This window comes from Bacteroides sp. AM54-2NS, assembly GCF_003602935.1.
Taxonomy (GTDB): Bacteria; Bacteroidota; Bacteroidia; order Bacteroidales; family Bacteroidaceae; genus Bacteroides; species Bacteroides xylanisolvens.
This window is the reverse complement of the sequence record NZ_QTMZ01000016.1, coordinates 74794-88921: the sequence shown is the minus strand read 5'-3', so window position 1 is coordinate 88921 and position 14128 is coordinate 74794. Positions and strand designations below refer to the sequence as shown.

Annotated in this window: 9 protein-coding genes and 2 pseudogenes; 6 read left to right on the top strand and 5 right to left on the bottom strand. The window is 40.7% G+C overall.

Annotated features, from left to right (window positions below; all coding sequences use genetic code 11):
* Nucleotides 1-4 precede the first annotated feature (4 nt).
* The 5 genes from DXA05_RS12085 to DXA05_RS12065 form a co-directional block, all read right to left on the bottom strand.
* Complete coding sequence (locus DXA05_RS12085; protein WP_284515538.1) at nucleotides 5-691, bottom strand: hypothetical protein; 687 nt, start codon at nucleotides 689-691, stop codon at nucleotides 5-7.
* 24 nt (nucleotides 692-715) lie between these two features.
* A complete protein-coding gene (locus DXA05_RS12080; protein ID WP_225450246.1) occupies nucleotides 716-1738 on the bottom strand; it encodes a thioredoxin domain-containing protein in 1023 nt (340 codons plus the stop codon).
* A gap of 8 nt (nucleotides 1739-1746) precedes the next feature.
* Nucleotides 1747-2121, bottom strand: coding sequence for a DUF3244 domain-containing protein (locus DXA05_RS12075; protein WP_032852736.1), 375 nt, complete (start codon nucleotides 2119-2121; stop codon nucleotides 1747-1749).
* A 161-nt stretch (nucleotides 2122-2282) separates the two neighbouring features.
* The gene (locus DXA05_RS12070; protein ID WP_118407402.1) at nucleotides 2283-3956 is read right to left on the bottom strand and encodes a tetratricopeptide repeat protein; all 1674 of its coding nucleotides are present in this window, start codon (nucleotides 3954-3956) and stop codon (nucleotides 2283-2285) included.
* Nucleotides 3957-4046: 90 nt separating this feature from the next.
* Entirely contained in the window at nucleotides 4047-5063 is a 1017-nt protein-coding gene (locus DXA05_RS12065) for a LacI family DNA-binding transcriptional regulator (RefSeq protein WP_128859189.1), read from the bottom strand.
* 179 nt (nucleotides 5064-5242) lie between these two features.
* Between DXA05_RS12065 and DXA05_RS12060 the strand changes: the two genes are divergently transcribed.
* From DXA05_RS12060 to xyl3A, 6 genes and pseudogenes are all read left to right on the top strand, one after another.
* On the top strand, nucleotides 5243-6175 hold the full coding sequence (locus DXA05_RS12060; RefSeq protein WP_055235202.1) for an aldo/keto reductase: 933 nt from the start codon (nucleotides 5243-5245) through the stop codon (nucleotides 6173-6175).
* A gap of 15 nt (nucleotides 6176-6190) precedes the next feature.
* Nucleotides 6191-7113, top strand: a pseudogene (locus DXA05_RS12055) (amidohydrolase family protein).
* A gap of 38 nt (nucleotides 7114-7151) precedes the next feature.
* Complete coding sequence (gene fucP, locus DXA05_RS12050) at nucleotides 7152-8444, top strand: L-fucose:H+ symporter permease (protein ID WP_055235206.1); 1293 nt, start codon at nucleotides 7152-7154, stop codon at nucleotides 8442-8444.
* A gap of 25 nt (nucleotides 8445-8469) precedes the next feature.
* Nucleotides 8470-9485 (top strand): annotated as a pseudogene (locus tag DXA05_RS12045) (zinc-binding alcohol dehydrogenase family protein).
* Nucleotides 9486-9780: 295 nt separating this feature from the next.
* Nucleotides 9781-11379, top strand: coding sequence for a glycoside hydrolase 43 family protein (locus tag DXA05_RS12040; RefSeq protein ID WP_118196578.1), 1599 nt, complete (start codon nucleotides 9781-9783; stop codon nucleotides 11377-11379).
* A gap of 96 nt (nucleotides 11380-11475) precedes the next feature.
* Complete coding sequence (xyl3A, locus tag DXA05_RS12035) at nucleotides 11476-14061, top strand: xylan 1,4-beta-xylosidase (RefSeq protein ID WP_128859188.1); 2586 nt, start codon at nucleotides 11476-11478, stop codon at nucleotides 14059-14061.
* Nucleotides 14062-14128 lie beyond the last annotated feature (67 nt).

Below are 14128 nucleotides of genomic sequence, written 5' to 3'. Positions count from 1 at the left end.
CCAGTTAAGGTATATGTTGGATTATTGCTAAATCTCCAATAAAATTCAGTGTTTTTATCGAATCTAGAGATCCAGTAGACGTTAATCCACCATTGTTTACTATGTGATTTTTATTGTTATGATCTTCATTATCATGGTGTCTTAATACAACGTCTACATCCCCTTCTTCTGGAGTCCATGTGTAATTATGTAAAAGTAAAGCCCCACCTTCATAATTTCCTACTGGTACTAAGCAGAAATGAAATGTTACATTGCCATTTCCATCAACATATGTTGCTCCAATATCACCTATAGATTTAGTGTCACCGCCATCTTCACAATCCATGTGGTATACAAATTCACGGTAACTACCACATGAATTAATTTTAAAGACTCCGGCGATTTTTGCTATACTAGTGTAAGCTTTAGCTTCGCTTCTAACTTTACCAAAATTAGAAGTTTTTGTTTCTTCTGATGCTTTTTCTAAAGCATCAATTAGCCATGGTTCTGCATCTGTTTCTTCTTGTGTTGTCGGAGTCGATTCATCTTTTTCTTTTTTCAATTCATCAAGAGAATAGCCTTTTAAGACAAGTTCATAGTCGTTGATCATGTTTGCCAACTCTTCGTTATTTGTACTTATATCTTGCAATTCTTCATCTGAAGAGCAAGACGCTAATAAAGCACAGAAACATAAAAAGATAATTTTTTTCATAATACATTTTTTTAGTGAGTAATGTTATTTTAAAAGTTCTTCATCAATTAGATGACAGATTTCTTCTTTTGAGTTAGAATTAACAATTAATCGTCCATTGATGATTATAGTTGGGGTTGCGTATATGCCTAGAAGTACTAATTGGTTAATCGTTTTCTCGATAGATTTTTTCCCTTCATTATTAGTAATATCATTTTGGAATTTGTTAATATCCATAGACATATTCTGTGCTATATTAAATGCGGCTATAGAATCTATGTATCCCTTATGTGTATATAATGAATCATGAAATTCCCAAAATTTGTTTTGTTTGTTAGCGGCATCACTTGCTATTTGAGCAAACGTTGGCATTGTAGAGTAATGGATATATCCAAATTTCACTTTGTCTTTGTACTCTTGATGTATTGAGTCGTATAAAGAATGTGCATTAATACAGGCGTCACAATCAAAATCTGATATAATAATCATGGAAACTTTTGATTGGAGATTTCCTCTATAATAAGTATGCAAACTATTTAAATCAATAGAAGGACTTTTAGGAGGATAGAGATATTGGAGTATCTTTTTGTTCCTTTTTAAAGAATCAAGTAACTCATTGACAATAGCTCCCTTTAAATGAAACAATCGTGTCACTTTCCCAGTAGGAGAGCCTATTGGTACACTGTATGCACTCTTCCCACGAAATTCCGTGATTGAATTTATATTATATCGTTTTAAAAGAGAGTCTGTACCTGTTTTCTTAATTTTTGCATCTGTATATTCATCTATATATTGTTGATAAGTGAGCTGTTTTTTATTTGCCTCTTTCTGTAATAGCTTAACATTGATTAGTTGCTCCAATGCTTCCTTTTTAATATTATGAATTCTGCAAAGTTCGTCGTAAAGCTCTTGTTTTATAATTGTGTTTATCTCACTGGCATATATTGCTTCTCCATCAAATTCAGCTATTATATCTTTCTCGGTACCTTTGGAACTTTGATGGGAGTTGCAAGATGCATAGAATAACACCATCAGCATGGCTGATATGTAGTATGGAATAAGTCTCATAGTGTACTTCAATCTATTGTAAATATTCCTGTTGTGAACCACGAAGATGTTGATATTTCAAGAGCGTATTCAGCCTTTTTATCTTCTTCGGATAAATCAATGAGTCTGACTTTCTCTAAAGATATAATCTTTTCATAGTAGATTGTTTTTCCTGTTTCAGAATTAATGATTGTGATTGTTACATCTTTGGATGGATGCTCAAATTCAACCTCTAATAATGAATTGTTTATATACACTCGCACAGGATCGGGGTGGTTAGTAGAGCGATGCTCTATCGGCTGTCTAACTTTCATTTTTATTTGTCTTCTTGTGTCTGATGGCATTGAAAAGATAAAGCTAGAGCAAAGAGCCATGAATGTGAATAAAAGTAGATTTCGTTTCATAATAGTTTTATTGTTATTGATTTTCAGCAAAAGTAGGATGATTTGCTATATGTTACAATAACAAATAATAACAATATGATTATATATAGCTATTGGTAATCAGTGTGTTATAAAATATATATAACAAAAAACTAATTGTGATAACAGGGCATTGTGTTCATTTACTTGCTTTCTCCTTTAGCATCGAAAATTATAGAGAAACTAAGGTCAGATAATTGTTTTTTTATACGATATTTCCTTTGAGTCAGTGCAGACTGGCTTCCGGCTTTCATACAAACTTTGATTGTATTATTGGATAATTGGAGGTAGTTAAGTATGCAGTAATAGAGATCGTCTTGTGTTAGACTAGGGTATTGTTCTAATAACTCTTGCATCGCTTCAATGAAGGCTTCGTTTATTTCTTGATAAATCAGTGATAACTCTTCTTGAGTTATCTCTTTCTCTTTTTTGTTTTTAGATGTTTCTATTGATTGAATTTTTTTATAAGATGTAGTCGTTTTGAATAGACGTACGCATATCTGAAGACTTTGATGCCATAACTTTATTCTTTGATTTAATATATCTGCATATCTGTGTTCATTGATTTCATTGGCATGAGATAGTGCTCTGATTTCTTCTTTTAATGTGGCTTTTTCTGTCTGATTCTTCATTAGTAGCTGCTGCCAGTGTATATGTGTCTTTTTATTGCGATTGCTTATATACATTACAGTATAGATAAACAGAAACATTGTAACTAATCCACCAATAATGAATATTACTTTTGTTTGTTGTGATTGTTTTTTTATTTGTTCTTTATATATATCTATTGAGTGTTTTTTGATGAGATTGTTAATTTCAGTATGGTGAATAATTTTCTGGATAGAGTCATAACAGGTTAAAGCTGTATCGTTATATAGAATTGCCTGTTCATAATTTTTGTTTTCTTTGTTTATTTCATACAAAGTCTGATAAATAGAAGCTTTAGTATAAATATTGGCCTTAGTACTAGCTCGGGATAAATAGTGAATAGCAGAATCAGTTTCTTCGAGATTATACAATATACTTCCTTTCCAAAAGTAAGTAGGAGATAAATTAATGTTAGAAGGAGCATATCTCAAGGCTAAATCTATTTGCTTTTTAGCTTCTATATATAACCCTTGGTCGTCATATACCTTTGCTATATCACAAAAAATTGCATTTTCCCACAATGAATCTTTGATAGATTGTGCTATTGATAATGCTTTCTGATAATAAGATAATGCTTTTTCTTCCTCATCTTGTATTGCATAAACATTGCCTAATCCTCGGGTTGCGTGTAAAATTCCATATTTGTCTTGCATCTTTTCTGCAGTTGCGTATGATTCTTTATATGTTTTGATAGCCGGAAGATAAAACTCTTGACTCTCGTAACATAAAGCCAAGTTATTGTATATTTGTAATATTGGAGCTTGGTTTGGGGATGCTGTTTTTAAAGCTGTTAGATAAGCTTCTGTTGCTTTTATATATTCTTTATTGTCTTGATATACTCTTCCGAGATAATAATAAGCTTTTGTTTTTAGCTTATTATTACTGTTATCTTTATAGTAGTCAACTGCTATTAGAATTAGAGAGTCATTGCGGTGAGATTTGAAATTCTTATCTAAAGCTTCTGTTAATAATAGTGCATACATGGCTTTTGCTGATTTATTAGATATTTCTTCAATAGATAGCTTTTCCAATATGCATAATGCGCTGTCAGCACGTTTGTCTATTAATGAATCTGCTAATTGTAATTGAGGGGCAGTGTTTGAATTATGACACGCATTAAAGAAAATGCATAGTGTTGTAATTAGAATAGTTAGGTAGTTCGGTTTCATAGAGTTTTATCTGTTTCTGCAAAAGTAAGTATTTATAAATAAAAAGTAGAATCGTTTGTCTATAAAACTTCTTTTAATAAGACGTTTCCCTTATTTTTTTATACTACTCTCCCTAATCTGCAAATGTGTCGGAATCGTCACCTGCTTGATAGTCTTATCTCCTTTTATTTGATCGATAAGTAGTTGGCAGGCAGTTTCTCCCATTTTATAGGTCTGATGTGATACAGCAGATAATTTCGGTTCCACATAATTAGCATGCTGCTCGTCTGTATACCCGATGATTGCCACATCATTCGGAATCCGGAGGCCGTGATTTTTGATAACTTCCATTGCTGCGAAAGCCAATGTGTCATTCATGGCAAGAATAGCATCCGGAGGCTGTGGAAGTGACAGTAAAGTTTCTGTGGCAATCTTGCCTTCCTCATAATCAATCTTCCGGCAGACTACCAACTCTTTTTCGATCGGAATACGATTTTCACGCAAGGCTTCCAGATAGCCATGTTTTCTTCTCTTTACAATATCCAGATGATTGGCTCCTCCGATAAAAGCTACCCGCTTACTTCCATTATCCAGAAGATGCTGTGTAGCTATCTGTGCGGATTGGGCCCCATCTGCTATCACCGATGAAAATTGGTCGGTCAGGCAAACACGGTCGAACAGGATAAGTGGCATATTAATGTCTTTCAAGGCGGAGATGTGGGAGAAATCGGTTGTTTCTTGAGACAGACAGGCGATGATACCTTCCACGCGCATATTGACCAGATTCTCAATATTTCTTTTTTCATGCTCGTAAGATTCATGCGAGGTCGTGATAATCACGAAATATCCGTTGGCAATAGCCATATTCTCTATTCCATTCAGAATTGATGCAAAGAAATGAGTGACAATATCCGGAACGATCACTCCGATGATACGTGGCGCATTTTTCCGCAGGCTCATGGCAAAAGGATTGGGACGATAGTTCATCTCTTTAGCCAGTGCCTTTGCTTTGGCGCAAAGTTCACGGCTGATTTCCGGACTATCTTTTAGTGCCCTGGATACAGTAGGAATTGATACCCCCAATGCTTGGGCGAGATCTTTGAGTGAAGTATGTTTCCGGTTTTCCATTTGAAAGACTGCAACTTAGATTCTTTTTACAAAGAAAGCACATTCCCGGAAAATTAAAAGCATCTGAAGCAATATTTTTTACGTAAACCGTTACGTTGGTTTTTCGACCGCTCTCTGCTGCACTGAAACTATTACTGACCTATTTTTGTCGCATACAAAATGATTTAAAACCTAAAAGTATGCAATACCATGAAATCGGAAAGACAGGGATGAAAGTTTCATCTCTTAGTTTTGGAGCTTCTTCTTTAGGAGGAGTTTTCCATGATTTGAAAGAAAAAGAAGGCATTCAGGCTGTGTTTACCGCTGTTGAGGCAGGAATGAACTTTATCGATGTGTCTCCTTATTACGGACATTATAAAGCGGAAACTGTTTTAGGAAAGGCGCTTAAAGATCTTCCTCGCGACCGTTATTACCTTTCTACCAAAGTGGGACGTTATGGAAAAGATGGAGTAAATCTGTGGGATTACTCTGCAAAGCGTGCTACCGAAAGTGTGTATGAGAGCATGGAACGTCTGAATATAGATTTTATCGATCTGATAAATGTACACGATGTGGAGTTTGCCGATTTGAACCTGGTAGTTAATGAAACTCTGCCTGCTTTGGTTGAGTTGCGTGAAAAAGGAGTGGTAGGACACGTTGGAATTACCGACTTGCAACTCGAGAACCTGAAATGGGTAATTGACCATTCACCAAGCGGTACGATTGAATCTGTGCTTAGCTTCTGCCATTATTGCTTGTGTGATGATAAATTAGCAGACTTCCTGGACTACTTCGAATCCAAAGAAATCGGTGTGATTAATGCTTCTCCGCTTTCAATGGGACTGTTGAGTGAACGTGGTGTTCCTGCCTGGCATCCGGCTCCCAAACCCTTGGTAGAGGCTTGCCGTAAAGCAATGGAACATTGCAAAGCTAAGAATTATCCGATTGAGAAGCTGGCTATGCAGTTCTCCGTCAGCAATCCCCGTATAGCAACGACTTTATTTAGTACAACTAATCCGGAGAATGTGAAAAAGAACATCGCTTTCATCGAAGAACCTATTGACTGGGAACTCGTTCGGGAAGTGCAGGAGATTATCGGAGAGCAGAAACGTGTAAGTTGGGCAAACTCATAAAACAGCGTCATTCGTATGGACTATACAGTTATTGATGCGCACGCCCATCTGTGGTTACGACAGGATACTGTTGTGGACGGATTGCCTATCCGGACTTTGGAAAATGGCCGTTCGGAATTTATGGGAGAAATCCGGCAAATGGTTCCGCCCTTTATGATAGACGGAGTGAATAGCGCGGAAGTTTTTCTTTCGAATATGGACTATGCGCAAGTGGCTGCGGCTGTCATTACCCAAGAGTTTATTGACGGTATTCAGAATGATTATTTGTCAGAAATCGTTTCCCATTATCCCAACCGTTTCTTTGTCTGCGGAATGTGCGAGTTTCGCAAACCTGGATTCTTGGAGCAGGCGAAAGAGCTTATAGCCAAAGGTTTTAAGGCTATAAAAATACCTGCCCAGCGTTTGTTGTTAAAAGAGGGACGGGTAATGCTGAATAATGAGGAAATGATGCAGATGTTTCATTCTATGGAAGAACGGAATGTCATGCTCTCCATCGATTTGGCTGACGGAGCAACACAGGTTCCGAAATGGAAGAGATTATTCAGGAATGTCCCCGCCTAAAAATAGCTGTCGGACACTTCGGAATGGTGACACGTCCGGGCTGGAAAGAACAAATCCGCCTGGCACGTCATCCCAATGTGATGATTGAATCCGGAGGAATCACCTGGCTTTTCAATGATGAATTTTATCCTTTCAAAGGAGCAGTGAAAGCCATTCGTGAAGCAGCAGACTTGGTTGGCATGGAGAAACTGATGTGGGGATCGGACTATCCGCGCACCATTACAGCAATCACCTACAAGATGTCATACGATTTTGTGGTGAAGTCTTCCGAGTTGACGGAAGAGGACAAAAGACTCTTTTTGGGAGAAAATGCCCGGAACTTCTATGGATTCACGGATCTCCCCGTACTTCCTTACATCAAGAACATGTCCGAATGATAGAGAAAACATCCTTATTGTAAAACTAGATTTATACCATGAAAAAGAATACATATACAATACCTTTAGCGTTAGTTTTCTGCCTTTTCTTTCTGTGGGCGATAAGCAGCAATCTGCTTCCCACGATGATCCGGCAATTGATGAAGACATGTGAACTGAATACCTTTGAAGCCTCCTTTACCGAGACTGCCTACTGGTTGGCTTATTTTATTTTCCCCATCCCCATAGCGATGTTTATGAAACGTTACAGCTATAAGGCGGGAATTATTTTCGGACTGGTATTAGCAGCAATCGGAGGCCTGCTTTTCTTTCCTGCCGCCATTTTAAAAGAATATTGGGCTTACCTCTGTATCTTCTTTATTATCGCTACGGGAATGTGCTTTCTGGAGACGGCTGCCAATCCGTATGTGACGGTTTTAGGAGCACCCGAAACAGCTCCCCGCCGATTGAATCTGGCACAGTCTTTCAATGGACTCGGAGCTTTTATCGCTGCCATGTTTTTGAGTAAGCTCATCCTTAGCGGAACTCATTACACGCGAGAGACCCTTCCTGTAGATTATCCGGGAGGCTGGCAGGCCTATATCCAATTGGAAACGGATGCCATGAAACTCCCTTATCTGATATTGGCTATACTGTTGATTGCCATAGCTGTTGTCTTCATCTTTTCAAAATTGCCGAAGATTGGGGACGAAGGAGAAACGGCTTCTTCCGATAAAACGACTTCTTCGGGTAAAACGAAAGAGGGTAGCCAGAAAGAAAAACTGATAGACTTCGGTGTATTGAAGCACTCACACTTGCGGTGGGGAGTGATTGCGCAATTCTTCTATAACGGCGGACAGACGGCGATAAACAGTCTGTTCCTGGTTTACTGTTGCACTTATGCCGGATTGCCGGAAGATACAGCGACTACCTTCTTCGGATTGTATATGCTCGCATTTCTTTTGGGGCGTTGGATCGGTACCGGATTGATGGTGAAATTCCGTCCACAGGATATGCTACTGGTTTACGCCTTGATGAATATTCTTTTGTGCGGGGTAGTGATGATATGGGGAGGTATGATCGGGCTATACGCAATGTTGGCTATCTCTTTCTTTATGTCTATAATGTACCCCACGCAGTTCTCATTGGCGCTAAAAGGACTGGGGAGTCAGACAAAGAGCGGTTCGGCATTTTTGGTAATGGCTATTGTCGGCAATGCCTGCCTGCCACAGTTGACGGCTTATTTCATGCATGCCAATGAGCATATCTATTATATGGCCTATTGTGTACCGATGATTTGTTTTGTCTTCTGTGCATATTACGGCTGGAAAGGTTATAAAGTAATCGATTAATAAATTTATTTATCAAACATATCCAATGAAAGCAGTTCAAATTGTCAATCCCTCCGAAATGAAGGTGGTTGAACTGGAAAAACCGACCGTTGGTGTCGGTGAAGTATTAGTAAGAATCAAGTATGTGGGTTTCTGTGGCTCCGACCTGAATACCTTTTTAGGACGTAACCCAATGGTGAAGTTACCGGTAATCCCGGGACATGAGGTAGGAGCGGTGATTGAGGAGATTGGTCCGAATGTTCCGGCCGGCTTCGAAAAAGGGATGAACGTGACATTGAATCCATATACCAATTGTGGTAAATGTGCTTCCTGTCGTAATGGTCGTGTCAATGCCTGTGAGCATAATGAAACGTTAGGGGTACAGCGCAATGGAGTGATGTGCGAATATGCAGTTTTACCTTGGACGAAGATTATTCCGGCTGGTAATATCTCTCCTCGCGATTGTGCGTTGATTGAGCCGATGAGTGTCGGATTCCATGCGGTATCTCGTGCGCAGGTGATCGATAATGAATATGTGATGGTTATTGGCTGCGGTATGATTGGTATCGGTGCCATTGTACGTGCTGCTTTGAGAGGGGCAACGGTCATTGCTGTCGACTTGGATGACGAGAAACTGGAACTGGCGAAAAAGGTAGGTGCTTCTTATGTGATTAACTCCAAGACAGAAAATGTACACGAACGGATGCAACAGATAACGGAGGGCTTCGGTGCCGATGTGGTGATTGAGCTGTCGGCAGTCCGGTCACTTATGTGATGGCGGTGGATGAAGTGGGTTTTACAGGACGGGTCGTTTGCATCGGTTATGCCAAGAGCGAAGTAGCTTTCCAAACAAAATATTTCGTTCAGAAAGAACTGGATATCCGTGGTTCCAGAAATGCGTTGCCGGCAGATTTCCGTGCGGTTATCAATTATATGAAAGAAGGCAACTGTCCGGTAGAAGAACTGATTTCGAAGATTGCCAAACCGGAAGGAGCTTTGGAAGCTATGCAGGAATGGACGGCTAATCCGGGAAAGGTGTTCCGCATACTGGTTGAGTTCTGATAAGTTCTTGTAATAAGAATAGTTGTTGATACCTGTTGTTTGGGTATGTAATAAGTGAGAGGAGGCTGAATACAGTCTCCTCTCTTTGGGAGATAGGGTGATGTAACATGAGTAAATATAGATGTAACATTCTTCATTCGATATGTAGCATCACAAAGAAATCATGTAGCATACTTTGGGCAATATATCTGTTTGCATTTTCTATTTTTGTGATGTGGAAGATAACAAGGAATATTTTAAATAATTAGCTTTCAAATAATAGATAATGTAGCCAGTTAATAAAAAAACGATGATTATGCTGAAAACAAAAATCAACACTATTTTACTGTGTACTCTTTTTACATTGTTCTTCCCGCTATCAGCCGGAGCACAATACCGTAATCCTATTCTTTATGCTGACGTGCCCGATATGTCAGTATGTCGCGCAGGCGATTACTTTTACATGGTTTCCACTACTATGCACCTGATGCCGGGGGCGCCAATCATGCGTTCGCCGGACATGAAACATTGGGAAACTATCAGCTACGTATTTCCTCGCATTGACGATGGTCCCCGTTATGATCTGCTCGAAGGCACTGCTTACGGGCAAGGACAATGGGCATCATCTATCCGCTATCATGACGGTAAATTCTATGTATGGTTTACAGCCAATGGCGCTCCCGGACGTGGGTTTGTCTATACTGCGACAGATCCGGCCGGTCCCTGGAAACTTCTTTCGCGCCCCCCGCATTTCCATGACGGTTCGCTTCTGTTTGATGATGACGGGCGGGTGTATCTCTTTCACAGTACGGGACATCTTACAGAGTTGAAACCCGATTTGACCGATGTACTTCCCGGTGGCATCAATCAGCAAATATTTGAACGGGATGCTGACGAACAAGGGCTGTTGGAAGGTAGTTCCGTCATCAAGCATAATGGGAAATATTATTTGCTGATGATTTCTATGGATTGGAGTATTCCCGGCCGTCTGCGTCGTGAAGTATGCTATCGTGCCGATAAGATTACCGGACCTTACGAAAAGCGTGTCATTCTTGAAACGGAGTTTGACGGGCATGGCGGTGTTGGTCAGGGATGCATCGTAGACGGGAAAAACGGTGAATGGTACGGGCTGATTTTTCAGGATCGTGGCGGGGTAGGGCGTGTACCGTGTCTTATGCCTTGTACATGGACGGAAGATGGTTGGCCTATGCTGGGAGACAAGGATGGGCACATTCCGAATGATACCACTTTATCGTATATGTCAATGAATGGTATCTGCGGTTCGGATGATTTTTCCGCTTCCGGGCTTTCCCTCTATTGGCAGTGGAATCATAACCCCGTCGATCAGGCATGGAGTCTTACCGACCGTCCCGGATTTCTGCGTTTGAAAACCTCCCGTGTGGTAGATAACCTGTTTGTTGCTCCCAATACGTTGACTCAACGTATGGTAGGACCGAAATGTATGGGCACTGTCAGTCTCTCTCTGGGGGGCATGAAAGATGGTGACCGTGCAGGATTATCGGCTTTTAATGGTGACAGCGGTGTGCTTACGATTGAAAAGAACGGAAATAAACTGTCTCTTGTGATGAGTGAACAGAAAAGCGTGTTTGAGAAAACGAAGCGTGCCATTAGCCGTGTGGATATGACCGAACAAGCCCGTATACCTCTAAACAAAGAGCTTGTCTATTTGCGTGTGGAAGGTGACTTTACTAATGGACGGGATGAGGCTCGTTTTTCTTATAGTCTTGATGGGAAAACATGGATACCTGTCGGTCTGCCTATTAAGATGAAATTTGACTACACCCGTATGTTCATGGGGAGTAAGTTTGCCATATTTAACTATGCTACACGTTCGGTGGGCGGTTATGTGGATGTGGACTCTTTTGATTATTCGTTCTGTGATGCGTCAATGTAACACACAAATATGTATTTGTAACCAATGAAACATTGTTTTATTGGAAAATAGGTTATTTTTGTTTCCAAATTAATCATAACTAATAAGTATAATATTATGAAAAGAGGTTGGATACCGATTATGGGTGTTTGTTTGGTGTTATCGTTTTCGGCATGTAAGCAATTGCTGCCTTACCAGGACACTTCTTTAACGGCGGAACAACGGGCGGAGGATTTGTTGCCCCGGTTGACTTTGGAAGAAAAAGTATCAATCATGCAAAATGCGTCACCTGCTATCCCTCGACTGGGAATTAAAGAATATGAGTGGTGGAATGAGGCGTTGCACGGTGTGGGACGTGCCGGATTGGCTACTGTTTTTCCCCAGTCTATCGGTATGGGAGCTTCTTTTAATGATTCATTATTATATGAAGTGTTCAATGCCACTTCCGATGAGGCTCGCGTAAAATCGCGTATTTTCGGTGAAAGCGGCGTGCTGAAACGCTATCAGGGATTAACATTCTGGACACCGAATGTCAATATATTCCGTGACCCTCGTTGGGGACGTGGTCAGGAAACATACGGTGAAGACCCTTATCTGACAGGACAAATGGGAATGGCTGTAGTCCGTGGTTTGCAAGGACCGGAAGATGCCGGATATGATAAGCTGCACGCATGTGCCAAGCACTTTGCTGTTCATTCAGGACCGGAGTGGAACCGGCATAGTTTTGATGCGGAGAATATAGATCCCCGGGATTTATGGGAAACCTATCTGCCTGCTTTTAAAGATTTGGTACAGAAAGCGCATGTAAAGGAAGTGATGTGTGCCTACAATCGTTTTGAGGGAGAGCCTTGTTGTGGCAGCAATCGCCTGTTGATGCAAATATTGCGGGATGAATGGGGATACAAAGGCATTGTAGTCTCTGACTGTGGAGCGATCTCCGATTTCTATAGACCGGGAACGCATGGGACTCATCCGGATAAGGAACACGCTTCGGCCGCTGCTGTGCGGACAGGTACAGACCTTGAATGTGGAAGTGAATATGCTTCACTGGCGGATGCTGTAAAAGCCGGTTTGATTGACGAAAAAGAAATAGATATTTCATTGAAACGTTTGTTGACAGCACGTTTTGAACTGGGAGAAATGGACGAACAACCGGCTTGGTCGGAAATTCCAACCTCTGTGTTGAATAGTAAGGAACATCAGGCATTGGCTTTGTGTATGGCCCGTGAATCATTGGTGCTCTTGCAGAATAAAAACAACATCCTGCCTCTGAATACCAATCTGAAAGTAGCCGTTATGGGACCTAATGCCAATGACTCCGTGATGCAGTGGGGAAATTATAACGGTATTCCGGCACATACGGTTACCTTATTGGAAGCTGTCCGTGCCAAACTACCGGAAGGACAAATCATATACGAACCGGGTTGTGACCGTGTGGATGGAAAGACACTCCAAAGCCTGTTTGATGAATGTAGTATAAATGGTAAACCCGGTTTCTTGGCAGAATATTGGAATAATCGTGATCGTGAAGGGGAAGTGGTTGCTGCCGATCAGATTTCCACTCCGTTCCATTTTGCGACAACAGGGGCTACTACATTTGCGCCCGGTGTGGAAATTACTAATTTCTCGGCTCGTTATGAATCTGTCTTTCGTCCTTCGCAGTCGGGTGATGTTGCTTTCCGTTTCCAACTGGATGGTGAAGTGACTCTTATTATAAATAGTGAGCAAGTGGCTCGGAAAATATATGTTAAGAATCCGACGAACCTCTATACGTTACAGGCGAAAGCTGGAAAAGAGTATCATATCGAGATTTTATTCAAACAACGAAATGAAAGGGCTACACTTGATTTTGATTTGGGCAAAGAGGTTGGGATCGACTTGAACTTCGCAGTGAAGAGAGTAATGGATGCTGATGTGATTCTTTTTGCTGGTGGAATTTCTCCAAGTCTGGAAGGTGAGGAAATGCCGGTAGAAGTTCCCGGATTTAAGGGTGGTGACCGTACGGATATTGAACTTCCGGACGTTCAACGTGATTTGTTGAAAGCTTTGAAGAAGGCTGGTAAAAAGGTTGTCTTTATCAATTATTCCGGTTCAGCTATCGGACTAGTGCCCGAAACGACTACTTGTGAAGCGATTCTGCAGGCATGGTATCCGGGACAGGCGGGTGGTACAGCTATCGTTGATGCTCTTTGGGGAGAGTATAATCCTGGTGGACGCCTGCCGGTCACTTTCTATAAGGATGTGAATCAATTGCCGGACTTTGAAGACTATTCCATGAAGGGGCGTACCTATCGATATATGCAACAGCAACCACTTTTCCCATTCGGTCATGGGTTGAGTTATACTACGTTTACTTATGGAGAAGCTAAATTGAGCAAGAATACAATCGCCAAAGGTGAAAATGTAGTATTGACTATTCCGGTAAGCAATGTCGGGCAACGTGATGGAGAAGAGGTGGTTCAGGTTTATTTGAGACGTCCGGGTGATAAGGAAGGTCCCCGTTATACCTTGCGTGCTTTCAAACGCGTTCATATTCCGGCAGGGAAAACTGAATCAGTAGCTATTCCTCTTACCGGTGAGAACTTTGAATGGTTTGATGTAGAGTCGAATACGATGTGTCCGTTGGAAGGTACTTATGAATTACTGTATGGAGGAACTTCTGATAGAAATAAGTTGAAAACGATTGTAATGGACGTACAGTAATACCTCTTTGGAATTTTGTTTATTTTTACAGATAGACAATCCGGATTTATTTATTGAATGAATAAAG

What these genes read in the sequence shown, in the direction of transcription:
- DXA05_RS12085 (WP_284515538.1), bottom strand. Translation starts at nt 691, where the DNA reads ATGAAAAAAATTATCTTTTTATGTTTCTGTGCTTTATTAGCGTCTTGC.
- DXA05_RS12080 (WP_225450246.1), bottom strand. Translation starts at nt 1,738, where the DNA reads ATGAGACTTATTCCATACTACATATCAGCCATGCTGATGGTGTTATTC.
- DXA05_RS12075 (WP_032852736.1), bottom strand. Translation starts at nt 2,121, where the DNA reads ATGAAACGAAATCTACTTTTATTCACATTCATGGCTCTTTGCTCTAGC.
- DXA05_RS12070 (WP_118407402.1), bottom strand. Translation starts at nt 3,956, where the DNA reads ATGAAACCGAACTACCTAACTATTCTAATTACAACACTATGCATTTTC.
- DXA05_RS12065 (WP_128859189.1), bottom strand. Translation starts at nt 5,063, where the DNA reads ATGGAAAACCGGAAACATACTTCACTCAAAGATCTCGCCCAAGCATTG.
- DXA05_RS12060 (WP_055235202.1), top strand. Translation starts at nt 5,243, where the DNA reads ATGCAATACCATGAAATCGGAAAGACAGGGATGAAAGTTTCATCTCTT.
- fucP (WP_055235206.1), top strand. Translation starts at nt 7,152, where the DNA reads ATGAAAAAGAATACATATACAATACCTTTAGCGTTAGTTTTCTGCCTT.
- DXA05_RS12040 (WP_118196578.1), top strand. Translation starts at nt 9,781, where the DNA reads ATGCTGAAAACAAAAATCAACACTATTTTACTGTGTACTCTTTTTACA.
- xyl3A (WP_128859188.1), top strand. Translation starts at nt 11,476, where the DNA reads ATGAAAAGAGGTTGGATACCGATTATGGGTGTTTGTTTGGTGTTATCG.